Raw genomic sequence first — 25,760 nt, 5'->3', positions numbered from 1 at the left:
GCGGTCCAGGCCTCATATTCTGCACGCTCCCCTGTCATCAAGGAACGATGCCGGAGGCTTCCGACGAAGGACCTACCGGCCGGTGGAGCCGAAACCATTTCCGCCCCGCGCCGTCGCGTCGAGGACCTCGACTTCCGAGAGACTGACGGTGGTCACCGGCGCCACCACCAGTTGGGCCACCCGGTCGCCCCGACGCAGGGTGAAGGGCTCGTTGGAGAGGTTGACCAGGATGACCTGCACCTCCCCCCGGTAGTCCGCGTCCACCGTCCCCGGCGCGTTGAGCAGCGTCACCCCGTGGCGCAGCGCCAGCCCGGAGCGGGGCCGCACCTGCCCCTCGTAACCGGGGGGCAACCCCAGCGCGAGCCCCGTGGGGACCGCCATCCGCTCCAGGGGCCCGAGCACCCGCTCCCCGTCGATGTCGGCGCGCAGGTCCAGCCCGGCGGCGAGCTCCGTCTCATAGCGGGGAAGCGGCAAGGGCTCCGGGTGCGCCCGCACACGGCGCACCTGAACAATCAAGGGCGAGACCATGGCGCGGATGTACCACACCCCTGCCCCGTCTCCAGTTCCCGTGCCGACGTCACGGGTTGTCCCGGGAAGGGACGACAGGCCTGGGGAGCCTTTCAGGTCCGCAAGCGCGTCCCCAGCGGGCTCAGGGCGCGGTGTCCTGGGACATGGCGCGCACCGTCGCGCGGAACTTGAGCGGGTCCACGGGACGGGAGGCCAGCTCGAGCTGATAGTGGAGATGAGGCCCGGTGGAGCGCCCGGTGTTGCCAGAGCGGGCGATGAGCTGCCCCCGCGTCACCTTGTCCCCCACCCGCACCAGCAGCTCCGAGTTGTGGCAGTACGCCGTCGTCACCCCGCGCCCGTGGTCCAGGACGAGGACGCGGCCATTCACCGAGTCCTCGCTCGCGCGCCGCACCACGGCCTCGGCCACCGCCGAGACCTCCGTGCCGACGGGCACGCCCAGGTCCACGCCCGTGTGCATCTTCCGGGTGCCCAGCACCGGGTGGTTGCGCTCGCCAAAGGGACTCGTCACCCGGGCGCTCTCGTGCACGGGCCAGCCCAGGCCGAACGTCGTGGCCAGGGCCAAGGCCTGCGCCGCGCCGACGGACGCGCCCTCGAAGCCGGGAGGCAGTTGGCGGCTCAGCGACTCCAGCGTCGGAGCGCTCCCCTCCGCCTCCACGCGCTCCACGGCATAGCGCGCGGGGACGCGTCCGACGAAGAGGGCCGCGAGCCGCGCCTCCTCCCGGGGGAAGTCACCCGCCAGCGCCGCATGAAGCCTGCGCGCGGCGCGGGGACCCTCGACCGGGTCCAACAGCGTCGTCATCGGGATGCCCAGCTCCTGGGCCAGCGCCGCCGAGGGCTCGCGTGCCCGCGCATCCAGCCCCTTCAGCGCGAGGTGCGTGCCCCACGCCAGGGCCTCTGCATCCGTCAGCGGGCGCACGATGGAGATTTCGGGCGCGAGCACTGGCGCCGCCAGCGACGTGCCCGTGACGCCGTCGTAGTACGCGAGCAGCGGGCGGGCGGTGCTCTTCGTGGAGAAGGCCCACGCGGAGGCCTTGCGCACCAGCGCGCCCGCGGGCGTGTGGTGGTACGCCGTCCACACGCACAGCACCGCCATCACGAAGTCCAGCAGTCCTCGGGCCTGGCGCGGAAACATGGCGAGCCCCTAGCGAAGGAAGGACAGCAGTGGAGAGGCGTCCAGCACGGCGGCCACCGCCAGCGGCGCCACCACCGCGCACCCCAGCAAGCCCCGGGTGAAGGCCTTGCGTCCGGACACGTTCGCGCAGGCCTCGTCCGCGTGCTGGAGGTTTCGCAGCACCGCGCGCCAGCCCAGCGTGGCCAGCACTCCCACCAGCACCACGAGCGCCAGTCCCCGCGCGCCCCAATCCGCCACCTGGTCTCCCATCAGCTCGCGCCAGGACAGGTACACCGTGCCCTGGAGGAGCCGCGCCACCGTGCACGCGCCCGCCACCACCACCGCCGCCGTGGACAAGGGCCTGAGCCACCGCATGGGCGTGGGCTGGCGCAGACATCGCCGCAACAACGCGCGCCACGAGGGCTGGGCCTGCGTCCCCTCCAGCGCCACGCGCCACGCCTCCGCGGGCCTCGCGGCCGCCGCCTCGCGGTAGCCCAGCGCGGGCAGCGCCAGCAACAGGTCCGCGGCCAGCTCCCACAGCAGGGCCAGGGCGCGCGCAATCTCCGTGCGCAGCTCCAGCGACACCCACTCCACCATGGGCGCCGTCAAATCAGAGCGGCCCACCAGCCCGTCGAAGGCCGCGTCCGCGCGGTCCACCAGCGACAGCAGTCGGTCATCCAGCGTGTCCGCCGCCGCGTGCACGCCCACCGCGACGAGCGCGAGCAGCCCCAACGGCATGAACGCCCACCGGAAGGCCCCCAACAGGCGCGAGACGTCGGTGACGAATCCAGTGGAGCTCGACGGTGGAGCGGGTGGCAACAAGGCCTCCAGGAAGCGGGGCTCGCACCTCCAACGCACGCGCCCCCCGTCCAGGTCTAAGCCAGTCTCCCCAGAAACGAAAACACCCCCTCCCGCGCGAGTGGCGGAAGGGGGTGCGAGGCTGCCCGGAGGCCTTACGAGCGGGCCCGGGTGCCCAGGGGCATCACGCCTTGGCGTTGGGCTGCGTGGCCTCGGGAGACGGCTGGGCGGCGACCGCGTCGGCCGCGCCCTGCTGGGCCGCCGCGCGCTCCGCCATCGCCTCCTTGCGCGACAGGCGGATCTTGCCCGTCTTGTCGATGCTGACCACCTTCACCAGCACCTCGTCGCCCTCCTTCAGCACGTCGGAGACGCTCTTGACGCGCTTGTCGGACAGCTCGGAGATGTGGATGAGGCCGTCGGTGCCCGGGAACAGCTCCACGAAGGCGCCGAACTCGGCGATCTTCCGCACCGTGCCCGTGTAGATCTTCCCGATCTCCGCCTCGCGGGTCAGCGCCTGGATCATCGCGATGGCGGCCTTCACGGCCTCGCCGTTCGCGCTGGCGATGTCCACCCGGCCGGAGTCCTCGATGTTAATCGCCGCGCCGGTGCGCGCGATGATGTCCTTGATGACCTTGCCGCCCGGCCCGATGACGTTCTTGATGAACTCGGGGCGAATCTGGATGGTGGTGATGCGAGGAGCGTACTGGCTGATCTCCTTGCGCGGCTGCGCCAGCGTCTTGAGCATCTCCTCCAGGATGTGGATGCGGCCCTGACGCGCCTGCTCCAGCGCCCGGCTCATGATCTCCGTGGTGAGGCCGGTGATCTTGATGTCCATCTGGATGGAGGTGATGCCCTTGGTGGTGCCGCACACCTTGAAGTCCATGTCGCCCAGGTGGTCCTCGTCACCGAGGATGTCCGACAGGATGGCGATCTTCTCGCCCTCCTTCACCAGGCCCATGGCGATGCCGGCGACCGGCGACTTGATGGGGACGCCCGCGTCCATCAGCGCCAGCGTGCCACCGCACACCGAGGCCATGGACGAGGAGCCGTTGGACTCGAGGATGTCCGAGACGAGGCGCACCGTGTACGGGAACGACTCGCTCTTGGGCACCATGTTGCGCAGCGCGCGCTCCGCCAGCGCGCCGTGGCCGATTTCACGGCGGCCCGGGCCGCGCAGCGGCTTGGTCTCGTTCACGCTGAACGGGGGGAAGTTGTAGTGCAGCATGAAGCGCTTGAAGGACATGCCTCCGAGCATCTCCAGGCGCTGCTCGTCCTCGCTGGTGCCCAGCGTCGCCACCACGAGCGCCTGCGTCTCGCCGCGGGTGAACACCGCGCTGCCGTGGGTGCGCGGGAGCACGCCCACTTCACACGTGATCGTGCGGACCACGTCGTGGCCACGGTCGCCGATGCGGCCACCGTTGACCGTCATCTCGCGCATGTGCTCGTACTTGAGGTCTTCCACCACCTGCTTGGCGTGCTTCTCCACCAGCGGCGAGTAGGCCTCCGCGAGCTGCTCCTTGAGCTTGGCGAGCGTCTCCTTCTTCGTCTTGGAGAGCGACTCGTAGCGCGCGCCCTTCTCCTTGATGGCGTAGCCGGCCTTGATGCCGTCCATCGCCAGCTCGCGCACCTTGCCGCGCAGGCCCTCGTCCACGGAGGCCGGCTTGTCGAACGAGCGCACCTGCTTGTTCAGCGCGCGGCGCAGCTCGTCCTGCAGGTCCAGCGCGGGCTGGGCGGACTGGAAGCCGAACTCCAGCGCCGCGACCATGTCGGGCTCGGAGACCTCCTCCGCGCCACCCTCCACCATGACGATGGCCTTGCGGCTGACCGCCATGACCAGGTCCAAATCACTCTGCTCACGCTGCTTCGCGGTGGGGTTGGCCACCAGCTGACCGCCCACGCGGCCCACGCGGATGCCGGCGAGGGGGCCGTCGAACGGGATGTCCGACACCCACAGCGCCGCGGAGGCGCCGGTGATGCCGTGCACGTCCCCCTCGTTCTCCGGGTCCGCGGAGATGACGCTGGCGATGATCTGCGTCTCGTACGCGTAGCCTTCCGGGAACAGCGGACGCATGGAGCGGTCCACGATGCGGCTGGCCAGCGTCTCCTTCTCCGTCAGCCGGCCCTCGCGCTTGAAGTAGCTGCCGGGGATGCGACCCGCCGAGTACAGCTTCTCCTGGTACTCCACCGTCAGCGGCAGGAAGTCGATGTCCTTCTTCTCCCGCGCGCTCACCGCCGTCACGAGCAGCATGGTGTCGCCATAGCGGACCACCACGGAGCCATCGGCCTGCTTGGCCAGACGGCCCGTCTCGATGCTCAGCTCGCTCTCGCCAATCTTGACGCTCTTCTTCAGCATGTCCTTGCCTCGGTATTTCTTCGGGCGAGGACCCCACCGCACGCACCCGGTCCGACACAATGGACCAGGCACCCCGGGAGGGCCCTCGGGGTGTATGAGCGGTCGCCAAGGCCCGAAAAGGCACATGACAGGCAACCGCCAGCCTGTACTGCGGAAGGGCGCTTGCGGAGCGCCGGAGGGATGTCTCGGAACTTTTGATCCCTGATCGCACCGGCCGACCTCGCACCCCAGGTCAGCCGGTCCGAACGGAAACCAAAACCTCCGACGGCACCACTCCCTCGCCCGCCACCACCCACCGCGACTCAACTGCTTCGTCCTTCTCAAACGCGCGGGGCGCTGGTTGAACCAGCGCCCCGTTTGCTGCCGAGATGCCTACTTGCGTATGCCGAGGCCCTCGATGAGCTTCTTGTAGCGGGTGACGTCCTTCGACTTCAGGTAGTCCAGAAGCCGACGACGCTGACCGACCAGCTTCAGCAGACCGCGGCGGGAGTGGTGGTCCTTCTTGTGCGTCTTGAAGTGCTCGGTGAGCATGTTGATGCGCTCGGACAGCAGCGCCACCTGCACCTCGGGGGACCCGGTGTCAGACTCGTGGGTCCTGAACTTCGTCACCAGCTCCGACTTGCGCTCCTGATGCAGCGACATGTGATTCTCGTCCTTCTGTCCCGCTCCGGCGTGGATACCACTTGAGTCACCCAGGTCCGCGGAGGGGTACAGACCGGGTCTCATGCTCATGCTTCTAACGAGCGGGGGGCTTATAAGCTTCACCCTACCCAGGGTCAACCTTGGACGCCTGCCCGTGCGCCCCCCGGCCCTGGGAGCGTGAGAAGACGCACAACCCAGGGCGACGGACGTCTAGACGAGCACCCGCAGGTAGCGGAGCCGCCCCCCCACGCCCTCGGCCACGGCGAGCAGCGCGCCGTCCGGTCCCATCACCCGCACGCGCCCCGGCTTGAGCGAGGCGGGCACCTCCACCGGGACGCCGTGGGAGACCCGGCGCGCCTCGTCCGCGTTCACCCGCACCTCGGGCATGTCCACCAGCGCGTCGGAGAGCGACACCAGCCGGGGGGCCAGGAGGCCCTCCTTCGCCAGGGACGCCACGTCCGTCAGGGGCAGCGCCCGCGCCAGCGTGAAGGGCCCGCTGGAGGTGCGACGCAGCGCTTCCAGGTGCGCCCCGCAGCCCAGCGCGCGGCCCAGATCGAAAGCCAGGGTGCGCACGAAGAAGCCCTTGGAGCAACGCACGGACAGGTGGAGCCGGTCCGCGGAGAAGTCGCGCAGCACCAGCTCGTACACCGTCACCTGCCGGGCGGCGCGCTCCACCTCTTCACCCGCGCGGGCCAGCTCGTACAGCCGCTTGCCGGCCACCTTCACCGCCGAATACATGGGCGGAACCTGCTCGAAGGGCCCCCGGAAGCGCGCGAGCGCGGCCTCCAGCAGCGCGGGCGTCAGCGAGGGCACAGGCGCCCGGGCCGTCACCTGGCCTTCCGCGTCCTGGGTGTCCGTCTCCGCGCCCAGGCGCACCGTGGCGTCGTAGGCCTTGTCGCCTTCGGTGATGAAGCCCGCGACCTTGGTGGCCTCCCCCAGACACAGGGGCAGCACCCCGGTGGCCATGGGGTCCAAGGTCCCCGTGTGGCCCACCTTCTTCAGCTTGAGCAGTGAGCGCACCTGTCGCACCACGTCGAAGGACGTGGGGCCAGTGGGCTTGTCGATGACGAGGACGCCGTCCATGTCCGCTCAATATTGTGGGGCTGGCGCCAGAACTACCAGCCTTCCTTGCTCCGGACCTCGCGCAGCAGACGGTCGATCTTGTCTCCCTCGCCGACCGACTCGTCGAAGGAGAAGAAGACCTCGGGCGACACCCGCAGGTTCACGGCCTCCGTGACGGCGCGGCGCACGAAGCCCTTGGCCGCCTCCAGCCCCTTTTGCGTCTCGGAGCGCTCCTCCGCCGTGCCCATCATCGAATAGAAGACACGGGCCACGCGAAGGTCCGGGGAGACCTTCACGCCGGTAATCGTGATGAAGCCGATGCGGGGGTCCCTCAGCTCGCCCCTCGCGAGCAGGGCCCCGAGGGCCGCCTGGATTTCCTGCCCCACTCGCTCAGGTCGGGAATGCGTCGTCATTTCTTCTCCCAGTCTCGCGGGTTGCGCAGGGCGCGGGCTCGAACCCGTGCCTCGTCCAGCGTCATCCGTCCACCGCCCGACGGAGACGGGCGGCCCGTACCGGGGCCACCGTCGTTGTCGCCGTCATGACGGCGCTCCCAATCTCCCAGCCCCTCGGCTTCCGCCAACGAAGCCCGCTCACCCCTGAGGAAGCGGGCAATCGCCGCCTCCGACTCGGCCGCCGCCTCCTCCGGAGACAGCGCCTCGTCCTCCTCGTCCAACACCTGCCGCGCGGACTTCGCCCCGAGCGAGGAAGCCTGCGAAGGGCCTCCCGCGAAGAGCTGGTCTCCGAAGGCGAGTATCTCCGTCTCCCGCGACATCAGCGGGGCGACGTACATCTCCTCGATGAAGTGGATGACCTTCTCGAGCTGCTCGTCCACATGGCGGCGTTCATTGCCCACCACCGAGAGAGCGAGCGTGGCCTTCTGCCAGAGGTCTTGGTCCTCCACCTCCGCCATGGCCACATTGAAGCGAGCCTTCACCCGGTCCATCACCCGGCGGAGCACCTGCCGCTTCGACTTCAGCGAGCCGCTCTCCGGAATCTGGAGGGTCAGACGTGCGACACCCACGAACATGCCAATCCCCCGGCCTCGGGAGACCGCGCGAAGCCGCGAGGTCTCCCGGGCGAAACCACTCCGGGAAGGTGGGGCCTTCCCGGAGGCGAAGAGGACTCGGTCGAGCTGTGACTAGGTGAGGCTCTGCCGGGTCTCCTCGATCTCGTAGGCCTCGATGATGTCGCCGGCCTTGAGGTCATTGAAGCTCTCGATGCCGATACCGCACTCGAAGCCCTGCGCGACCTCCTTGACGTCGTCCTTGAAGCGCCGCAGCGACGCCATCTTGCCGGAGAACAGCTGCTTGTTCTCGCGCATGAGGCGAACGAAGGCGCCACGCTTCATCACACCATCCAGCACCGCCGCGCCGGCGATGGTGCCCAGGCGGGGGACGTTGAAGGTGTTGCGGACCTCCGCGCGGCCCAGCTTCTTCTCCGTGCGGATGGGCTCCAGCAGGCCCTCCATCTGCGAGCGCACCCCATCGATGAGCTCGTAGATGATGGAGTAGCTCTGCAGGGTGACTTCCTGCGCCTTGGCCGCGGCCTCCGCGCCGGACTCCGGGTTCACGTTGAAGCCGAGCACCACGCCCTTGGAGGCGGCCGCCCGCATCACGTCGCCCTCGGTGATGGCGCCCACGCCCGTGTGGACGATCTCCACCTTGACCTTGTGCGTGGACAGCTTCTGGACGGCCTGCTTGACGGCCTCCGCCGAGCCCTGCACGTCCGCCTTGATGACGACGCGCAGCTCCTTGGGTCCACCGCCCGCCTTCGTCTTGGCGAACAGCTGCTCCAGGGACTCGCGGCTGACCTTGGACAGCTCGGTCTGCCGCTCCTTCATGTTGCGGTGCTCGGCGATCTGCTTGGCCGCCTTTTCGTCCGCCACCACGTTGATGGCGTCGCCCGCGCTGGGGACACCGGACAGGCCGATGACCTCCGCGCAGTAGCCCGGCTTGACTTCCTTCACCTGCTCGCCACGGCTGTTGTTCATCGCGCGAACACGGCCGTAGTGCGAGCCGGTGACGACGGCGTCGCCCAGCTTGAGCGTGCCCTCCTGCACCAGCACCGTGGCCACCGGGCCACGGCCGCGGTCCAGCTTGGCCTCGATGATGGCGCCGACCGACGGACGGTTCGGGTTGGACGTGAGCTCGAGGACCTCGGCCTGCAGCGCCAGGTTCTCCAGCAGCAGGTCCAGGTTCTGCTTCGTCTTGGCCGACACGGGCACCATGATGGTGTCGCCGCCCCACTCTTCCGGGGTGAGCTCGTGGTTGGCCAGGTCTTTCTTCACGCGGTCCGGGTTGGCGCCGGGCACGTCCATCTTGTTGATGGCGACGACGATGGGCACCTCGGCCGCCTTCGCGTGCTTGATGGCCTCCACCGTCTGCGGCATCACGCCGTCGTCGGCGGCCACCACCAGCACCACGATGTCCGTCACGTTGGCGCCGCGGGCGCGCATGGACGTGAAGGCCTCGTGACCCGGGGTATCCAGGAAGGTGACGTCACCGCGCGCGGTGGTGATGCTGTACGCGCCGATGTGCTGGGTGATGCCGCCCGCCTCGCCCGACGCCACGTTGGCGCTGCGGATGGCGTCCAGGAGGCTCGTCTTGCCGTGGTCGACGTGGCCCATGATGGTGACGACCGGCGGGCGCGGACGCTCGTCCTCGGGACGGGCCTCCACCTCGGGCAGGTAGTCCTCCACCTCGAAGCCCACGCGCTCGACCTTCCACCCGTAGTCGGTGGCGAGGATCTCCGCGGTGTCGGCGTCCACCATCTGGTTCGCCGTGGCCATCTTCCCCTGGCCCATCAGCTTCTTGATGATCTCCGCGGTGCGCACACCCATGCGCTGGCCCAGGTCGGACACGGAGATGCCCTCCTGCAGCTTGATGACCTTCTTCTCCTCGGCCATCTGGGTGATCTGCGTCTTGGCGCCCTTCTTCGTGGGCTTGCGCTTCTTGCCACGGATGGGGATGGTGACGCGGCCCCAGACCATGTCCGTCAGTTCCTGCTTGGACACGCTGGTCGTATCGCCACTGGTGCGCTTGCGCTGGCCCCGCTCCTTGTTCTTGGAGACGTCCACCAGCTCGCGGCCACGGCCGAGGTGGTCCGGGACCACCTTGTACTCACGCCGCTCGGGGATGCCCGCGCGGCCCGGCGCCATGGGGTACTGCTTGGCCTGACCCGCGGTGGGCGTCACGCGCCGCACCTGGATGAGCGGGCGCGAGATGACGACGGCCTGCGTGGCCGTGGGCCGCGCCTGGCCACCCGTCGGGGTCACCTGCGCGTGGGGAACACCGCCCACCATGATGGTGGGACCCTGGGGCGCCGCCGTGCCGCCGGCCGAGGCCTGCGCCGTCGGAGACGTGCTGGGACGCACCGGGCCCTGGCCGGGACGCGCGCCCTGGCCCTGGTACGACGGATAGCTGGGACGACCGCCCGGACCACCGGGACGCCCACCCGGACCGCCCGGACCACCGGGACGTCCACCCGGACCGCCCGGACCACCGGGACGTCCACCCGGACCACCCGGACCACCGGGACGTCCACCCGGACCACCGGGGCCGCCCGGGCGATTGCCCGGAGGACCGCTCCGCTGCCCATAGCCCGGCGCGGGGCCTCGGGACACGACCGTCGCGGACGAAGACGGGGAGGAAGGCGTCCGGACAGTCGGCGGAACCGGCGAGCGCGGAGGGGGTTGGGGCAAGTGGGTACTCTCCTGAGAAGGGGGACGAGGCTGCGCGGCGGCAGCGGGAGGGGCGACAGGCGCGCGAGGCGCCTCGACCGGGGCCTTGGGGGCCTCGGCTGCGACAGGGGGTGCGACGGGCGCGGGCGACTCGGCCACCGGGGTGGCGGGCGGAGTCACGGGCGCGGCGGCGACGGGAGCCGTCTCCGCCACGGGGGCGGGAGCCGACTCGACGACGGGAGCGGGCGGCTCGACGTGGCGAGGGGGCTCCTCGACGGTCGGCGCAGCCGCTTCGATGGTGTGGGTGGCGGCCTGGGGCGGAGCCTCGGGCGGCGCGGACTCGGGCACACCTTCGTACCCGGCATCGGCCGACTGGGACTCGAAACCCCCGTCACCGGGCGAACCCGCGGGCGGGCCCACCTTGCGGCGCACCACGAACCCCTTCGCCGTCACGGGGGGCGCGGCCTGCTTCGGCTTGCGCTTGTCCAGGATCTTCTGGACGGCGGCGGTCGCCTGGTCGTCATCGAGGGAGGACGAATGGCTCTTGACGTCGTACCCGAGCGCGGACAGCTCGTTTACGACCTCCTTGTTGTCGAGCTCAATGCCGTGGCCCTTGAGCTCCTTGGCGATTTCGTGGACGCGCTTCTTCGACATATTGCCCTTGTTGGCCTGCCGCACCCGGCGACTCCGGGGCGCAGCACCCTAGCTCAAACCCGAAAATGTGTGCGAGTGGTCCTTAACACCCACTCCCCCCCAACACCCCTCCGCCCTCATGGCGCAGGCTGCTCTGCCTACCCGAGCTGCGACGGGTCTAACAACCCCGCCTTCCCGCGAAAGGCTCTTGCAAATGCCTTCCGCTTCAGCGCTGCCGTCATGCAACCGACACCGCACAGGTAGGCGCCCCGTCCGGGCAGCCGCCGCTCCCTGTCCACCACGATGGCGCCCCCGGGGCCTACCACGAACCGGGTGAGCTCTGCTTGCGGTCGCTTGGACCCGCATCCGACGCACATCCGGACCGGGCCTGACTCCGCGCTTGTTGCTGGCTCCGAGCGGCCAGTCGGGCGCCCCACGTCCCCTCTCCTCTTCTAGCTTACGGCGACTTGGTGGCTTCCGCGCCACCGTCCAGGGTCGCCGCCGAAATACCGCGCTCGGCGTTCAGCTCCGCGCGCAGCTTGGCCTCCTCCACCAGGTAGTTCTCCGCCGCGCTCTTGAGCTGGCGGGCCTTCTTGATGCCCACACCCGGGACGTCGCCCAGCTTCGCGAGGTCCTTCTCGTTGGCGATGTCCTCCACCGTGCGGTAGCCGGACGACTGCAGCTGCTCGATGGTCTTCTCGCCAACGCCGCGCACGCGCGCCATCCGCTCGGACTGGTTCAGCTCGTCGGGGTGGCGGCGCGCCTCGGCGATGCGGGCCTGCTCCCTTTCATAATCCATGCGGGACAGCTCCGCCTGGTCTTCGACCATCCGCTTCCGGGCGGCCTCCTGCATGGAGGGCACGCGGGCGGGATCCACGCCGGGGATCTGCGCCAGCATCTCCGCGTTGGCCTCGGCCACGTCCCGGGCCTGGCGGAAGCCATGCGCGTAGAGCGTCTCCACCAGCATCTCGTTGACGCCCGGCAGCGCGCCCAGCGAGCGGCTGGCGAACTCGCGCATCTCCCGCACGCGGCTCTCGCTGTTGATGTCCAGCTTCCAGCCCGTCAGCTGGGCCGCCAGGCGCACGTTCTGGCCGCGACGGCCGATGGCCAGGCTGAGCTGGTCGTCCGGGACGATGAGCTCCATGGCGTGGTTGGCCTCGTCGATGATGACGCGGCTGACCTCCGCGGGGGCCAGGGCCGAGCACACGAAGCGCGCCGGATCCTCATCGTACGGGACGATGTCGATCTTCTCCCCGCGCAGCTCCTGCACCACCGCCTGCACGCGGCTGCCCTTCATGCCCACGCACGCGCCCACCGGGTCCACGTCGGAGTCCCGGCTGGAGACGGCGATCTTGGCGCGGCCACCCGGCTCGCGCGCGGCGGCCTCGATGACGACGATGCCCTCGGCGATTTCGGGCACCTCCATCTCGAACAGCTTGGTGAGCAGGTTCACGGACGCGCGGGACAGGACGATCTGCGGGCCCTTGGACTCGCGCAGCACGTCCAGCACGTAGGCCTGGACGCGGTCGCCGGGGCGGTACGTCTCACGCGGGACCTGCTCGCGCACCGGCAGGACGGCCTCGGCGCGGCCCAGGTCCACGATGATGTTGCCGCGCTCGAACCGGCGGGCGATGCCGGTGACGATCTCGTTCTTGCGGTCCTTGTACTCGTTGAAGACGTTCTCGCGCTCGGCGTCGCGGGTGCGCTGCAGGATGACCTGCTTGGCCGTCTGCGCGGCGATGCGGCCGAAGCCGCGGCGGAAGGTCTTCAGGCGCAGGATGTCGCCGTACTGGTCGTCCTGGGCCTTGGCCTCGTTGGCGTCCTCGTCCCGGTAGAAGATCTGGAAGACGAGCTCGTCGCCGGGCTCCACCTCCATGCCCTTCTTGTGGGACTCACCGAGGGTGATCTGGTTCACCGCCTGCACGGGGTCGGTGATCTCCTCCACCACGGTGATGGCCTGGAACAGCTCCACCACGCCCTTCTCGGGGTCGTACTTGGCCTCGAGGTTGCGGTCCTGGCCAAAGTGCTTCTTGGCCGCGGTCTTCATCGCATCCTCGAGGGTGGCAATCAGCACAGCCCGGTCGATGCCCTTGTCCTTGGCGACCTGGTCCAGGACGAGGTTGAGGTTGACGCTCGGGTTGGCTTGCTGCGTGGGCATGGTCTTCTCCTGAATGGGCCACGGGCCCCCCGCGCGGCAGGGTGCCCTGTATGTCGACGTCTAGAACTCGAACTCCAGGTTCGCCTTCGCGATGTCCTTGAAGAGGATGTGGAAGGTTCCGGCGCCTTCCACCTCCACCGAGATGCCGTCGCCCGCCACCCCGGCCAGCGTGCCGGCGAAGTTCTTGCGCGGAGGCTCGCCCAACGGTCCGAAGGTCTTCACCTTCACCCGCTGACCGACCACCCGCTCGAAGTGCGCCGGCTTCTTCAGCGGCCGGTCCACACCAGGGCTGGAGACCTCGAGGCTGTACTCGTGGGGGATGAAGTCCTCCACGTCCAGCATCGGGTCCACCGCGCGGGAAACCTGACTGCACTCGTCCAGTCCCACCCGGCCCCCTGGCTTGTCGATGAAGAGCCGAAGCACCCACCCCTCGCGCTCCCGGACGAACTCCAGGTCCACGAGCTCCAGGCCCTCGCCCGCAACGATGGGGTCGAGCACCGCGCTCGCCCGCTCCTCCACCGTCTGCTTGAGGTTCTTCTCCGACATAACCGGGAAACCAGACTCCAAAAACGCGAAAAGCGGGCACGGCGGCCCACTTTTCGAGGTGCACATCGAAAAATGTCGGGCGCGTCCGTAACACACCCCCCAGAGGGGTGTAAAGGAAGGACGCTCCCTCTCGGGCCCCTTGAAACCTGCCCAACAGGACCAGGAATTCCCAGGGGTTCCATGCGCGGGACGGGCGTTATAACGGGCCCATGCACCTCATCGCCGCCGCCCAGATGGTGTCCACCGCGGACAAGGCCCACAACCTGGAAGTCGCCACCCGGCTCGTCCGACGGGCCAGTGAGCTGGGCGCCCGGCTGGTGGGCCTGCCAGAGAACTTCTCCTGGATGGGGCCAGAGGCCGAGCGCGCGGGCGCCGCGGAGACGCTGGAGGGCCCCACCCTGTCCCGGATGGCGCAGTTGGCCCGGGAGCTGAAAGTGACGCTGCTGTCCGGCAGCGTCCTGGAGGCGGGGGCGCCCGGCGGTCGGCTCTACAACACCAGCGTCCTGTTCGGGCCCGAGGGTGAGCGCCTGGGCGTCTACCGCAAGATGCACCTGTTCGACGTGGAGGTAGGCGATGGTGCGACCTACCAGGAGTCCGCGGCGGTCGCGCCCGGGACGGATGTGGTGGCGGCGGATACACCGGTGGGTCGGCTGGGGATGTCCATCTGCTACGACCTGCGCTTCCCGGAGCTCTACCGGCGGCTGTCGAAGGATGGGGCGACGCTGCTGGCCGTCCCCGCGGCATTCACGATGATGACCGGGAAGGACCACTGGGAGGTGCTGCTGCGGGCTCGGGCCATCGAGAACCAGGCGTACGTGCTGGCGCCCGCCCAGGGAGGCCGGCACTCGGCGCAGCGGCTCACGTATGGCCACGCCATGGTGGTGGACCCGTGGGGGCTGGTGACGGCGCGCGCCTCGGAGGGCGAGGGACTGGCCGTGGCGCCGGTCGACCCTGAGCTCCTGAACCGAATCCGACGCGACCTGCCCTGCCTGCGACACCGCCGATTGGATTAGCCTGGGATTCTCGTGAATGGTCGACCCTGGCTTCCCATGCTGCTCGTGCTCGCGCTCCCGGCTTCACCGCTCGGCTGCACCGCCGAGGATGCGCCCGCCATGCCCGCGGCGACGCAAGCGCCGGCGCCCGTGCCGCGCGCGCACCTGCGGGGGCTGAAGGGCAACGTCCAAATCAAGCGCGCCACCGCCGACGAGTGGAGCACCGCCAGCGACGGCGTGCCCCTCTTCGAGAACGACAAGGTCCGCACCGAGGCGGGCGCGGGCGCGGACCTGGTCTTCACGGCCAGCGACAGCAAGGCCACCACCAGCACCGTGCACCTGGGCGGTGACTCGCTCATCGGCATCGCCGAGACGCGGCCCAGGCCGGGGCGCTCGCGCACGGACCTGACGGTGCTGCGCGGGCGAATCGACGCGGAGCTGGAGAATCCCGCTCGAGGGACGATAATCGTCGGCACGCCCGGAGCCACCATCCAGGCGGGAAGGGAGATTGTCTTCCAATGAGGACGACCCTGTTCCTGTTCGCGTGGCTGTGCGCCGCGCCTCCCGACACCACCGTGGTGGGGCCCCAGGAGTCGCTGCGCGACGTGGCCGAGCGCGCCCTGGGGGACGCGAGCGCCACCGCGGAGCTGCGCGCGCTCAACGCCCTGTCCTCGGATACGGTCTCCCCCGGCACGCGGCTGAAGCTGCCGGGACAGGAGCGGACGCTGGCGCTCAAGGCGCTGGAGACGGCGCGCACGCTCGTGGCCCAGGCCCGAGGCACGGGAGGGCCGGCGGAAGCGGAGACCCGGCTCAATGAGGCGGAAGTGCACTTCCGCACCGCGCGTTACGCGCAGGCCTCCGAGGCCGCCAACGCCGCGGGCACGCTGGTGACGCAGGGCCAGGCGCCCCAGCCCTCCACCTTCAGCGTCCAGGTGGAGCCCGACGCGGGCACCACCACCGTCAGCGTCACCCGGGGTCCGCCGGTGCGAGTGGAGGCCGAGGGCGTCACCCGGCCCGTCGCGCCCGGGGAGACGGTGCTCGTGGAGAAGGGCCGCCCTCCATCCCTCCCCCCACCGAACGTGCCCCAGCCCGAGAAGCCCGCGGAGGGCGCGCGGCTCGAATACCCGGCGGACACGAAGGGCGTGGGCCTGGGGCCCGTGAAGCTCTCCTGGGCGGCGCAGCCGGGCGTCGAGCGTTATGAGGTCGAGGTCTCGCGGGAGGCACCGGGCGCCAACGTGCTCACCCTGTCCTCCACCGTGGCCGAGCTGAAGCTGCCGCGGCTGCCGGCGGGGCGGTATCGGTGGACGGTGAGAGCCGTGAGTGCCTCGGGCCGCTCGGAGCCCTCCGGGGCGCGTCGGTTCGAACTGGTCGAGAACATCTCCGTCAGGGTCCGTTCGGGGCCGTGGGAGTAGTTGCTGGAGGAGTCGCGCCGTGCGCCTGTTCAAAGCCATGCTCCTCTTGATGCTGGTGGTCAGCATCGTCCCGACCCTCATGGTGGGCTGGCTCTCCGTCTCCCATACGCGTGAGCTGCTGGTGCGCGACGCCCAGGAGCTGGCGCAGGAGCGCGTGAAGCAGCTGCGGCTCAAGGCCGAGAACCTCCTGGGCGAGCCCACCGACGCGGTGCTGGGCCTGGCGCGCGTGCCGGACTTCTTCTCGCTGCCCCTCAAGGCACAGCAGACGCACCTGGGAGCGGTGCTCTCACAGCGCCGCGAGGTGCTGGCCATCACCGTCTTCGGTCCGGACGGCAAGCGGCTGCCGGGGCTGCAGGCCTTCTCGCCGGATGACGTGTCCCCCACCGCGCTCGCCTCGCACGAGGAGCGGAGCCGGGCGCTGCTCGAGGGCATCAAGGAGACGCCGCGCTATTCGGACGTCGTGGTGGCCCCGAAGCAAGCCGGGCCCGTGGTGACGCTGGCCTTCGCGCTGAGTCAGCCCGTCAAGGGCTTCATCTCCGCGGACCTGTCGCTGTCGGGCCTGAGGCAGATGCTGGAGCAGGAGCGCGTGGGCAGCACCGGCTTCGCGTACCTGACGGACCACCTCGGGCACCTCATCGTCGGCGGAGGCGGCGTGGGCGCGCTGGGTGGAGACGTCTCGCAGCGAAGCCCCGTGGCGCACCTGCTGCGGCAGCTGGCCACCACGCCCGACGCGGAGCTGTTCCACGTGGGCAACTTCGGAGAGGGACGAGACGCGGTGGTGGCCGCGTACACCGTGCTCCCCGAGACGGGCTGGGCCATCGTCTCCGAGCAGCCGGTGGAGCACGCCTATCGCCAGGTGGAGACGATGGAGCGCCGCATCCTCGTCGGGCTGGGCGCGGCCATCCTCGTGGCGCTGGTGCTGGCGGCGCTCTTCTCGCGCACCCTCACCCGGCCGCTCAAGGTCTTCACCGAGGGCGCGCTGGAGCTGGCGCGCGGCAAGTTCGGCGTCGAGGTGAAGATCACCCAGAAGAACGAAGTCGGGGAGCTGGCCCAGACGTTCAACTACATGAGCAAGCAGCTGCTCGCGTACGACATGGAGAACCGCGGCCTCTACGAGAGCCTGGAGAAGGGCTATCTGGAGACCATCGTCGCGCTGGCCAACTCCATCGACTCGAAGGACGCGTACACGCGCGGCCACAGCCAGCGGGTGGGCGACGTGGCGGTGGAGATAGGCCGGGAGCTGAACCTCACCGAGCGCGAGCTGCGCCAGCTCCAGTACGGCGGCATCCTCCACGACATCGGCAAGATTGGCATCGTCGAGTCCATCCTCTGCAAGCAGACGAAGCTGACGGACCAGGAGATGGCCATCATGCGCGAGCACCCGGCCATCGGCGACGCCATCATCGGCCCGGTGAGCTTCCTGGGCGCGGTGCGCGCGTGCGTGCGCCACCACCACGAGCGCTGGGATGGCACCGGCTACCCGGACCGGCTCAAGGGCGAGGACATCCCCCTGCTCGCCCGCATCGTCGGGTGCGCGGACACCTTCGACGCCTGCACGTCGACGCGCCCCTACCAGAAGGCCATGCCGCTGGAGAAGGCGATGGAGATCCTCGACACCCTCACGGGCGCGCAGTTGGACCCGCAGGTGGTGGCGGCACTGAAACAGGTGCTGGCCAAGAAGGGCGTGCGGTTGGAGGGCCACCGGCAGCCCGTCAAGCTGGCCTCGTGAGTCCCACGCCTCCCCAAGGCCGAAGGATGGTAGGGAAGGCGCACCGCTGTTGAGCTTCTGAAAGGTGCAACGTTGAGCTTCTGGGACCGCATCAAGCCCTCGACCCCCGCCGCCACCGCGACGGACACCCGCCTGTCTCCGGACGGCTCCCGCCTGGAGCTGACGTGGGACGACGGTGCCCGGAGCGCCGCCACCGCGCAGCTGCTGCGCCAGCAGTGCCCGTGCGCGGCCTGCGTGGACGAGTGGACGAACCAACGCACGCTGGACCAGACGAAGGTGCCCGCGGACCTGCGCGTGAAGCAGCTGCAGCAGGTGGGCAACTACGCGCTGACCTTCGCCTTCAGCGACGGTCACACCACCGGCATCTACCCCTGGAAGCTCCTGCGCGAAGTCACGCAGCCCATCTCCTGAATGAAGGGCCCACGAGCCCGGAGCGCCTCCTCGTGAACGAACGCTATCGGCTCGTCAGTCCCCTGGCCACCGGCGGCATGGCGGAGCTCTTCCTCGGCGTGGCCAAGGGCGCCGAGGGCTTCGAGCGCACCGTCGCCATCAAGCGCATCCTCCCCCACCTGGCCCAGGAGCCCGACATCGCGCGGATGTTCCTGGCCGAGGCCCGACTCGCCACGCTGTTGCAACACCAGAACATCGCCACCGTGTTCGACGTGGCGGAGAGCGCCTCGGGGCTCTTCCTGGTGATGGAGCTGGTGGACGGTTGGGATTTGGGCGTGCTGCTGCGTCAGACCTCGAAGCTGGGGCGCCGCTTCCCGCCGCACCTGGCCGCGCACATCGCGCTCCACGTGCTCGCGGGGCTGCACCACGCCTACCGCAAGCTCCACGAGGGGCGGCCGTTGCTCATGGCCCATCGGGACGTGTCCCCGTCCAACATCCTCGTGTCCCGCGAGGGTGAGGTGAAGGTGACGGACTTCGGCATCGCCCGACTGAGCGGCGCGTCCTTCACCGCGCCCGGGCACTTCAAGGGCAAGGAGGCCTACAGCGCTCCCGAGGTCCTCCAGGGACAGCCCGCCACCGCGCTGAGCGACCAGTTCTCCCTGGGGCTCGTCCTCCACGAGCTGCTCACCGGCGCGCATCCCTTCTCGTCCACGACGGAGTCGGGTGGCTCCGTCGCGCTGGCCATCGTGTCGCGCGACGTGCCGCCGCTGCCTGCCGAGATTCCCGCCTCTCTCGCGGACATCGTGCGGCGAATGCTCGCCCGCGCGCCCGAGGCCCGCTTCCCCACGCCCGAGGCCCTGGGTGAGGTGCTCGCGAGGTGGCTCTCGCAGACCGGTGAACCGGCGAGCGCGCAGGGGCTCACCGCGTTCCTCGCGGCCCTGCCCCCGCCTCCCACGCTGAGAGAGAAGGCTGGAGGCACGGGGTCGAAGAGCGGTGTGTCACCGTCGCGCCCGAGCGCGAGCCTGCGCCCCGCGACGAACGACCCTTCCGCGCACTCGGCGCCGACGCGCATGGGGCCCCTCGCGGAGGCACTCGCCCGGGGTGCATCGGCGGGGACAGGGGCTCCGCCTGGACATGGGGATTCGCAGGCTCCAGGAGCGCTGGACGCGGAGGAGGACGAGGCGTCGGGGCTCGCGGGCATCGAGATGAGCTCGAGTGGGCGGCTGCTGCACCGCTGCGTGCGGTGTGGCTCGCTCCTGTCCGCGGCGCGTGCGCCCTGCTCCGTCTGCGCCGAGCGGCTCGCACCGCCGACTCCGGGGGCCTTCGACACCTCCGTGGAGTCCCCCTTCGCGCCGCAGGGTGGCTTGCTCGCCTCGGAAGATGGAGCCTCGTCCGTGGATGACGCCGTGCCGCCATCACGTGGCGCCATGGACGGCGGTCGCACGGACGCCGGAAACACTCCGGCGGGAGCGCTCCGTGGTGGCGGCGCATCCGCTCCCCAGGGGGCCTCGTCCCCCAAGAATGCTCGCGGTGCTGGACCTGCTCCGAGCGGTACGGGCTCCGCCACGGCGTCGCTCGCGGAGAGCATCGAGGCCGTGCCGCGCCGTCCCTCCGCGCAGAGCGTGACGCAGGTCCGAGGCGATTCGCTGGAGCTCGAGGAGCGGGCTCCGCGTCCCGAGAGCACCTGGGATGAGGTTCCCGCCTCCGCGGCGCCTCGACGCTGGGGACGCCGCATCGTGCTGCTGGTGGGGGTGGCTGTCGCCGTGGGCGGCAGCGTGTGGCTGTGGCCTCACCGCACCACCGTCGCGCATCGCCTCATGGCCAGCGTCGACCGCCCCATGCCGCCGCCCGTGCTCATGCTCACGAGCGAGCCCTCGGGCGCGACGGTGTTGATTGGCGACAAGTCGGTGGGCACCACGCCGCTGGCCCTCGACAACCTCTACCCCGAAGGACCCGTCGCCGTGCAGGTGCGGCTCAAGGGCTACCGCATGTGGAAGGGCACCTTCCCCGGAGGCGAGCCCGCTCGGCTCGAGGCGACGCTGCAGCGGTGAGCCGCATGGGATGACCGCTTGAGGCAAGGCACGGTCCTCTGACACAGGGGCGGGCAGCTCGAGGTGACACTCGGCGGTGAGTCGCACGGAAGTGGGCGCTCGCGGCGAGGCACGGTCCTCTGACGCAGGGGCGAGCGGCTCGGAGAAACACTCGGCGGTGAGCCGCACCGGGTGGCCGGACGCAGCAGGGCACGGTCCTCGGACGGAGGGGCGGCTCGACGTGACACTCGGCGGTGAGCCGCATGGGATGACCGCTCGCGGCGAGGCACGGTCCTCTGACGCAGGGGTGGGCGGCTCGAGGTGACACTCAGCGGTGAGCCACACGGGGTGGCCGCTCGCGGCAAGGCACGGTCCCCTGACGCAGGGGCGGGCGGCTCGACGTGACACTCAGCGGTGAGCCGTACGGGGTGGCCGCTCGCAGCAGGGGCCCCTCCCCGGAGGCGAGTTCGCGCGGATTGAGGCGACGCGCAAGAAGCGAGCCGCACGCGTGGTCCTCCACTGTCGAGTCGCGCGGAGGAGTCCGTAGTTCGAGGGGAAGCAGCGCAGCCCGAGCCGACGCTCCCGAAGCAGGCCACATGGACCGTGGCCCCTCCGGTCGTCACTTCACCAGACGCAGGTGCCCCCGACGCGGCGGCGGAGAGTCGTCCTTCGGTCCCTCGGGAGTCACCTCCGGAGGCGGCGGTGCCGCGACCGGAGCCTCCTCGGCCACCGGCTCGGCGGGCACCTCGCGCAGGAAGGTGCGCGGACGCTCCGTGGCCAGCGGCACGGGCTGCGGCTGAGGACGCGCGGCCACCGGCTGCTGGAGCAGCTCCGGGGGCATGTCCTCCATGTACATCCACGACTCCTTCGTCACGTGGCTGGCGATGGCGAACAGCGCCGACCACGGCACCGCCACCTTGAACCGCGACCCCGAGAAGCTCAGCGTGCAGCGTACGCCCCACTCGCCCACCGTGAGGTCCGGCGGGTCGAAGCGATACGAGAGGTTGAGGCGCAGGTGCGCCTCTCCTCGCAATGAAGCGGGAACGAGCACACCGGGCCTGCGCGCGTCCAGGTGGATCATCACCATCCCCTGGTCCAGCGAGGCGAGCAGCCGCTCCTTCTTGTCCAAATCCTTCTTGTCGTCCATCGGTGTACGGCGGTGAGAAATTCGGGTGCGCCACGTCAGCGTCGGCGCACGACCCGGTCCATCTCCCGCTTCGTCTCCCGCTCCTTGATGTCCTGGCGCCGGTCCTCGTGTGTCTTGCCCCGACACAACCCGAGCTCCACCTTCGCGCGCCCCTTCTTGAAATACAGCATCAGCGGGATGATGGAATACCCACGCTCCCGCACCTTCGTGGTCCACCGGTCGATTTCCGCCCGGTGCATCAGCAGCTTCCGGCCGCGCGTGGGCAGATGGTCGAACACGCTGGCGGACTTGTAGGAACCGATGTGGGCATTGAGCAGGAACAGCTCGCTGCCCTTGGGCAGGGCATACGCGTCCGAGAGATTGGCCACCCCGTCACGCAGCGACTTCACCTCGCTTCCCGTCAGCTCCAGGCCGGCTTCCACCTTCTCATCCACGGTGTAGTCGAAGCGCGCACGCCGATTCTCGGCGATGAGCCTGACCTGTTCGCCGCCTGCCGGCCCCTTCGACTTTCCACCCGATGCCATACGTGTCGTGGGTCTCCTAACCGCCCAGTGCCATGTTGTCGATGAGGCGTGTGTTGCCGCTGAAGGCCGCCACGAGCAGACGAGCGGCCCGCCCCGGCGTTATCACGTCCAGCGGCGTCAGGCGCTCGGCATCCACCAGCGCGACGTAATCCTCGCGCAGGCCCGCCGCGGCCAATTCGTGCCGCACAGCGCCTGTCAGGGCCACGGCATCCCGCGTGCCTCCCTGCAGCAGGGTGAGCGCCGCCCGCATTCCTCGCGACAAGGCCAGCGCCCGCTGCCGCTCCTCGGTGGACAAGTAGGCATTGCGGCTGCTCATCGCCAGCCCGTCGGGCTCGCGGACCGTCGGCATTCCGACGATGTCCACGCCCAGGTGCAAGTCCCGGTTGAAGGCCTTGATGACCTGCAGTTGCTGGTAGTCCTTCTCCCCGAAGAGCGCGACGGCCGGACGGAAGAGCGCGAGCAGCTGCGTGACGATGGTGGCCACGCCCCGGAAGTGTCCCGGGCGCCGCTCACCACACAGCCCCTGGCTCACCTCCGTCACCTCGACGTACGTCTGGTAACCCGGGGGGTACATGACCTCGGGCGTGGGCGCGAAGACGACGTCCGCTCCCGCCTCGCCACACTTCCTCAGGTCCCCCTCGAAGTCGCGCGGGTAGCGAGAGAGGTCCTCGCGGGGCCCGAACTGGGTGGGGTTGACGAAGATGGACACGGCCACCACGTCGGCACGACGGCGCCCCTCCCGGATGAGCGAGAGGTGCCCTTCATGCAAGTAGCCCATGGTGGGCACCAGCGCGAGCCGGCGCCCCTCACGGGCAAGGCCCGCCGCCCACGCCTTCACTTCCTCCACGGTTCGCAGGACGGCGGGCGCCATGCGCTAGACCGGGATTCCGTAGACGGGGCCGATCTTCTCCTCACCCTCGGCCGCCACCGGCACCTCGGCCCGGGGGCCAGGCACGGGAGCGGCGGGCGCCACGGCGCGCAGCGTCTTGGCCGCCTTGAACGAGTGGTCGTCGTCCGGGAACGCGCCCTGGCGGACCTCGTCGAAGTAGACCTTGGCGGCGCCGGTGATGGAGCCGTGCAGGTCCGCGTAGCGCTTGACGAACTTGGGCTTGAAGTCCGGGTTCATCCCCAGCAGGTCGTAGCAGACCAGCACCTGCCCGTCGCAGTGACGACCCGCGCCGATGCCGATGACGGGGATGCTCAGCTTCTGCGTAATCGTGCGCGCCAGCTCCAGCGGCACGCCCTCCAGCACCAGCGCGTAGGCCCCCGCGGCCTCCAGCGCGAGCGCGTCCTCGACGAGCTGCCGCGCCTGGTCCTCGTCGCGCCCCTGGACGACGTAGCCACCCATCTTGTGCACCGACTGGGGCGTCAGGCCCAGGTGGCCCATGACGGGGATGCTCGCGCGGACGATGGCGCGCACCGTGTCCGCGAACTCGGCGCCACCCTCCAGCTTCACGCTGCCCGCACCGCCCTCGGAGATGAGCCTGCCCGCGTTGCGGACCGCCTCCTGGATGGACACCTGGTAGCTCATGAACGGCAGGTCGGCCACGACGTGGGCGCGCTTCGTTCCGCGAGCCACCGCCGCCGAGTGGTAGACCATCTGGTCCATCGTCACGGGCAGCGTGGAGTCATGGCCCTGGATGACCATGCCCAGCGAATCACCGATGAGCAGCACGTCCGCGCCCGACTGGTCGAGGATGTGGGCGAACGTGGCGTCGTACGCGGTGACCATGCAGATCTTCTGACCGATCTGCTTCAGGCGCTTCAGCGAATGGATGGTGACCTTGTCCTTCACGGTTCACCTCCTGTTGGGTGAGGGTGGATACGGCGAAGTGCCGACCCCGGGCCCCTCGCCGTCCCGTCAGGGATCGCCGGAGGCTTCGAAGCCGACGCCCGCACTCTAACGCCCTCGCCCCGGCCGTGGGGCCTCAACAAGCGGGCGACCCGCCGGGAGGCCGATTTCAGGGACGCCGCGACGCCTTGGGCACGTAGTGCTGCGTCCCCGGCTTCGCCTTGCGGATGGCCGCCAACAGGTCTTCCCGGTCCGCCTCGTTATTCACGAAATCAATGTCCGAGGTGTCCACCACGAGGAGCGGCGTCTCCGTGTAGTGGAAGAAGAAGTTGTTGTACGCGTGGACGAGGCCCTCCAGGTACCCGGAGTCGAACTTGCGCTCGAACTCGCGGCCGCGCTTCTTGATGCGTTGCAGCAGCACGTCGAGGCGGGCCTGGAGGTAGACGACGACGTCGGGCTTGGTGACGCGAGGCCCGAGCGCCTCGAAGACGCGCTCGTAGAGGGCGAGCTCGTGGGCGTCCAGGTTGAGGTGGGCGAAGATGCGGTCCTTGGCGAACAGGTAGTCGCTGACCGTGACGGAGCGGAACAGGTCCTGCTGGAAGAGCTCCTGCTGCTGCCGGAAGCGCGACAGGAGGAAGAAGATCTGCGTCTGGAAGCCGAACTTCTGCCGGTCCGTGTAGAAGCTGGACAGGAAGGGGTTCTCCTCCACGACTTCGAGCACGCGCCGCGCGCTCAGCCGTTCGGAGAGGATGTTGGAGAGGCTCGTCTTGCCGACGCCAATGGGCCCCTCGACCACGATGTACCGGTAGTCCATCCGCCGAGGCCTCCCGACCCGGAAAACGCGCGATGAGACCCCAGTGATTCTCCACCGGGGAGAACAGTCCGCGGGGCCACGCGTGGGGGCGCGGATAACACAACCTGGGCACCGGGGTCCGGCGATTTTTCCATGCCTGGGGCGGCGGCGGGAATCCCAGGGCTCGCTTGACGCTACGGGTGGCCTCCCCCTAGGTTGCCGCGCGATTCCATGGCGTGTGCGCGGGGTGCCCTTCGGTCATGAGTGGGAGGCAGCGGGCGAAGACAGTGGTGCGACTCGAGGAGGCTCGCCCGAGCGCCACGCCCAAGGCCGAGACTCCACCTCCCATGGAGGCGGATCCGCTCTATGGCGTCGTGCTGCTGAAGACGGCGCTGGAGCTCAAGCGCCGCAAGGATGGCTCCGTGGAGGACATCCTCCGCGACGTGCTGACGCGCATGCGCATCCCCGAGGACGAGTTCCGGGCGTTCCTCGAGCAGCAGGGCGGCCTGGGTCAGCTCCTCGGGTTGCGAGGCCGGTAGGGCCCTCGGCGGGCCCCTGCCCTACTCGTCCGCGCCTTCGTCCGAGAGGTCCACCGGCGGCGGCGAGCCACCCGGAGCCACCGGACCCAGCGCGCGCTCGAGGGCGGCGAACTCCTCCGGCGCGAGCGTCTCCGCGCGGCGCTGCGGATCAATGCCCGCCGTCTGCAGCGCGGCGAGGAGCGCGTCGGGCGTGGCCAGCGTCTTGTCGGACTTGAGGGAGTTGAGCAGCGTCTTGCGACGATGGGCGAAGGAGGCCTTCACCACGCGGGTGAAGCGGGCCTCGTCGATGATGGGCGCGCGAGGCGACGCGCGGCGCGTGAGCGACAGCACCGCGGAGTCCACCTTCGGCGGCGGATGGAAGCGCCACGCCTCCAGCGTGAGCACGTTCTCCGCGTCGAAGTGCAGGCCGAGCAGCACGGTGAGCAGGCCGTAGTCGCGCGAGCCGGGCTCGGCGGCCAGGCGCTCCACCACCTCCTTCTGGAGGGTGAAGACGGCGCGAGAGACCTGCGCGCGCTGCGCCAGCACCTGGAAGAGGATGGAGCTGGTGAGGTGGTACGGCAGGTTGCCCGCGACAGCCACGTCGGGCGCGCCGGCCACCTCGGCGAAGTTCACGGTGGCGGCGTTGCCGGCCACCACGCGCACGCCGGGAATCGCCTCCTTCTCCAGCACCGTCACCATGTCCCGGTCGCGCTCCACGGCGGTCACCTTCGCGCCCGTGGCGGCGAGGAAGCGCGTGAGGTGGCCCAGGCCCGGGCCCAGCTCGACGACGGGCTCGCCCTCGCGCAGGTGCAGCGCGTCGGCGATGGTGCTGAGCGCGTCCTCGTCTCCGAGGAAGTTCTGGCCCCAGCTGTACTTGGCGCGCAGGCCGTGGCGCTTGAGGATGTCTCGCGGCGATTCCACCC

At 69.9% G+C, this 25,760-nt stretch carries 25 protein-coding genes; 7 read left to right on the top strand and 18 right to left on the bottom strand.

Annotated elements, in window-relative coordinates:
- Nucleotides 1-72: 72 nt before the first annotated feature.
- The 12 genes from dut to LXT21_RS19895 all read right to left on the bottom strand — a co-directional run bounded on the left by dut (nt 73) and on the right by LXT21_RS19895 (nt 13,510).
- Nucleotides 73-528, bottom strand: coding sequence for a dUTP diphosphatase (gene dut, locus LXT21_RS19950; RefSeq protein WP_254040121.1), 456 nt, complete (start codon nt 526-528; stop codon nt 73-75).
- A 121-nt stretch (nt 529-649) separates the two neighbouring features.
- Entirely contained in the window at nt 650-1,660 is a 1,011-nt protein-coding gene (locus LXT21_RS19945) for a M23 family metallopeptidase (RefSeq protein WP_254039731.1), read from the bottom strand.
- 9 nt (nt 1,661-1,669) lie between these two features.
- Nucleotides 1,670-2,458: a hypothetical protein gene (locus LXT21_RS19940; RefSeq protein WP_254040120.1), complete on the bottom strand. Its 789-nt coding sequence runs from the start codon at nt 2,456-2,458 to the stop codon at nt 1,670-1,672.
- A 163-nt stretch (nt 2,459-2,621) separates the two neighbouring features.
- Nucleotides 2,622-4,790, bottom strand: a complete 2,169-nt coding sequence (gene pnp / locus LXT21_RS19935; RefSeq protein WP_254039730.1) for a polyribonucleotide nucleotidyltransferase — start codon at nt 4,788-4,790, stop codon at nt 2,622-2,624.
- Nucleotides 4,791-5,162: 372 nt separating this feature from the next.
- Entirely contained in the window at nt 5,163-5,432 is a 270-nt protein-coding gene (gene rpsO / locus LXT21_RS19930) for a 30S ribosomal protein S15 (RefSeq protein WP_044279503.1), read from the bottom strand.
- Between the two features lie 210 nt (nt 5,433-5,642).
- A complete protein-coding gene (gene truB, locus LXT21_RS19925; protein ID WP_254039729.1) occupies nt 5,643-6,515 on the bottom strand; it encodes a tRNA pseudouridine(55) synthase TruB in 873 nt (290 codons plus the stop codon).
- 32 nt (nt 6,516-6,547) lie between these two features.
- Complete coding sequence (gene rbfA, locus LXT21_RS19920; protein WP_046712244.1) at nt 6,548-6,907, bottom strand: 30S ribosome-binding factor RbfA; 360 nt, start codon at nt 6,905-6,907, stop codon at nt 6,548-6,550.
- Nucleotides 6,904-7,521, bottom strand: coding sequence for a DUF503 domain-containing protein (locus LXT21_RS19915; protein WP_254039728.1), 618 nt, complete (start codon nt 7,519-7,521; stop codon nt 6,904-6,906). The genes rbfA and LXT21_RS19915 overlap by 4 nt, the downstream gene beginning before the upstream one ends.
- A 111-nt stretch (nt 7,522-7,632) precedes the next feature.
- Nucleotides 7,633-10,827 (bottom strand): translation initiation factor IF-2, encoded by a 3,195-nt coding sequence (gene infB, locus LXT21_RS19910; protein ID WP_254039727.1) that lies wholly within the window; start codon nt 10,825-10,827, stop codon nt 7,633-7,635.
- 137 nt (nt 10,828-10,964) lie between these two features.
- A complete protein-coding gene (locus tag LXT21_RS19905; protein WP_141330374.1) occupies nt 10,965-11,183 on the bottom strand; it encodes a YlxR family protein in 219 nt (72 codons plus the stop codon).
- Between the two features lie 80 nt (nt 11,184-11,263).
- Entirely contained in the window at nt 11,264-12,964 is a 1,701-nt protein-coding gene (gene nusA, locus LXT21_RS19900; RefSeq protein ID WP_254039726.1) for a transcription termination factor NusA, read from the bottom strand.
- Nucleotides 12,965-13,024: 60 nt separating this feature from the next.
- Nucleotides 13,025-13,510 carry a ribosome maturation factor RimP gene (locus tag LXT21_RS19895; protein ID WP_254039725.1) on the bottom strand — a complete coding sequence of 162 codons (486 nt, stop codon included), beginning with the start codon at nt 13,508-13,510 and terminating at the stop codon, nt 13,025-13,027.
- A 209-nt stretch (nt 13,511-13,719) separates the two neighbouring features.
- Here LXT21_RS19895 and LXT21_RS19890 point away from each other — a divergent pair, with 209 nt between their 5' ends.
- The 6 genes from LXT21_RS19890 (at nt 13,720) to LXT21_RS19865 (ending at nt 20,084) form a co-directional block, all read left to right on the top strand.
- The gene (locus tag LXT21_RS19890) at nt 13,720-14,523 is read left to right on the top strand and encodes a carbon-nitrogen hydrolase family protein (protein WP_254039724.1); all 804 of its coding nucleotides are present in this window, start codon (nt 13,720-13,722) and stop codon (nt 14,521-14,523) included.
- Nucleotides 14,524-14,559: 36 nt separating this feature from the next.
- Entirely contained in the window at nt 14,560-15,024 is a 465-nt protein-coding gene (locus LXT21_RS19885) for a FecR family protein (protein WP_254040119.1), read from the top strand.
- On the top strand, nt 15,021-15,914 hold the full coding sequence (locus LXT21_RS19880; RefSeq protein WP_254039723.1) for a peptidoglycan-binding protein LysM: 894 nt from the start codon (nt 15,021-15,023) through the stop codon (nt 15,912-15,914). Before LXT21_RS19885 ends, LXT21_RS19880 begins: the two co-directional genes overlap by 4 nt.
- Before the next feature lie 19 nt (nt 15,915-15,933).
- Entirely contained in the window at nt 15,934-17,643 is a 1,710-nt protein-coding gene (locus LXT21_RS19875) for an HD domain-containing phosphohydrolase (protein WP_254039722.1), read from the top strand.
- A 72-nt stretch (nt 17,644-17,715) separates the two neighbouring features.
- Complete coding sequence (locus LXT21_RS19870) at nt 17,716-18,054, top strand: DUF971 domain-containing protein (RefSeq protein ID WP_254039721.1); 339 nt, start codon at nt 17,716-17,718, stop codon at nt 18,052-18,054.
- Between the two features lie 32 nt (nt 18,055-18,086).
- A complete protein-coding gene (locus LXT21_RS19865; RefSeq protein WP_254039720.1) occupies nt 18,087-20,084 on the top strand; it encodes a protein kinase domain-containing protein in 1,998 nt (665 codons plus the stop codon).
- A 598-nt stretch (nt 20,085-20,682) separates the two neighbouring features.
- Here LXT21_RS19865 and LXT21_RS19860 read toward each other — a convergent pair.
- The 5 genes from LXT21_RS19860 to LXT21_RS19840 all read right to left on the bottom strand — a co-directional run bounded on the left by LXT21_RS19860 (nt 20,683) and on the right by LXT21_RS19840 (nt 24,340).
- Nucleotides 20,683-21,210 carry a ClpXP protease specificity-enhancing factor SspB gene (locus tag LXT21_RS19860; RefSeq protein WP_254039719.1) on the bottom strand — a complete coding sequence of 176 codons (528 nt, stop codon included), beginning with the start codon at nt 21,208-21,210 and terminating at the stop codon, nt 20,683-20,685.
- Nucleotides 21,211-21,245: 35 nt separating this feature from the next.
- The gene (gene smpB, locus LXT21_RS19855; RefSeq protein ID WP_254039718.1) at nt 21,246-21,734 is read right to left on the bottom strand and encodes an SsrA-binding protein SmpB; all 489 of its coding nucleotides are present in this window, start codon (nt 21,732-21,734) and stop codon (nt 21,246-21,248) included.
- A 16-nt stretch (nt 21,735-21,750) separates the two neighbouring features.
- Complete coding sequence (gene panC / locus LXT21_RS19850; protein WP_254039717.1) at nt 21,751-22,605, bottom strand: pantoate--beta-alanine ligase; 855 nt, start codon at nt 22,603-22,605, stop codon at nt 21,751-21,753.
- A gap of 3 nt (nt 22,606-22,608) precedes the next feature.
- Entirely contained in the window at nt 22,609-23,529 is a 921-nt protein-coding gene (panB, locus tag LXT21_RS19845; protein ID WP_254039716.1) for a 3-methyl-2-oxobutanoate hydroxymethyltransferase, read from the bottom strand.
- A gap of 166 nt (nt 23,530-23,695) precedes the next feature.
- Entirely contained in the window at nt 23,696-24,340 is a 645-nt protein-coding gene (locus tag LXT21_RS19840) for a deoxynucleoside kinase (protein WP_254039715.1), read from the bottom strand.
- 239 nt (nt 24,341-24,579) lie between these two features.
- Here LXT21_RS19840 and LXT21_RS19835 point away from each other — a divergent pair, with 239 nt between their 5' ends.
- Complete coding sequence (locus LXT21_RS19835) at nt 24,580-24,858, top strand: hypothetical protein (RefSeq protein WP_074957972.1); 279 nt, start codon at nt 24,580-24,582, stop codon at nt 24,856-24,858.
- 21 nt (nt 24,859-24,879) lie between these two features.
- Here LXT21_RS19835 and rsmA read toward each other — a convergent pair whose 3' ends face one another.
- Nucleotides 24,880-25,758 carry a 16S rRNA (adenine(1518)-N(6)/adenine(1519)-N(6))-dimethyltransferase RsmA gene (gene rsmA / locus LXT21_RS19830; protein WP_254039714.1) on the bottom strand — a complete coding sequence of 293 codons (879 nt, stop codon included), beginning with the start codon at nt 25,756-25,758 and terminating at the stop codon, nt 24,880-24,882.
- Nucleotides 25,759-25,760 lie beyond the last annotated feature (2 nt).

This window comes from Myxococcus guangdongensis (assembly GCF_024198255.1).
Classification (GTDB): domain Bacteria; phylum Myxococcota; class Myxococcia; order Myxococcales; family Myxococcaceae; genus Myxococcus; species Myxococcus guangdongensis.
This window is presented reverse-complemented; position numbering and strand designations above follow the sequence as displayed.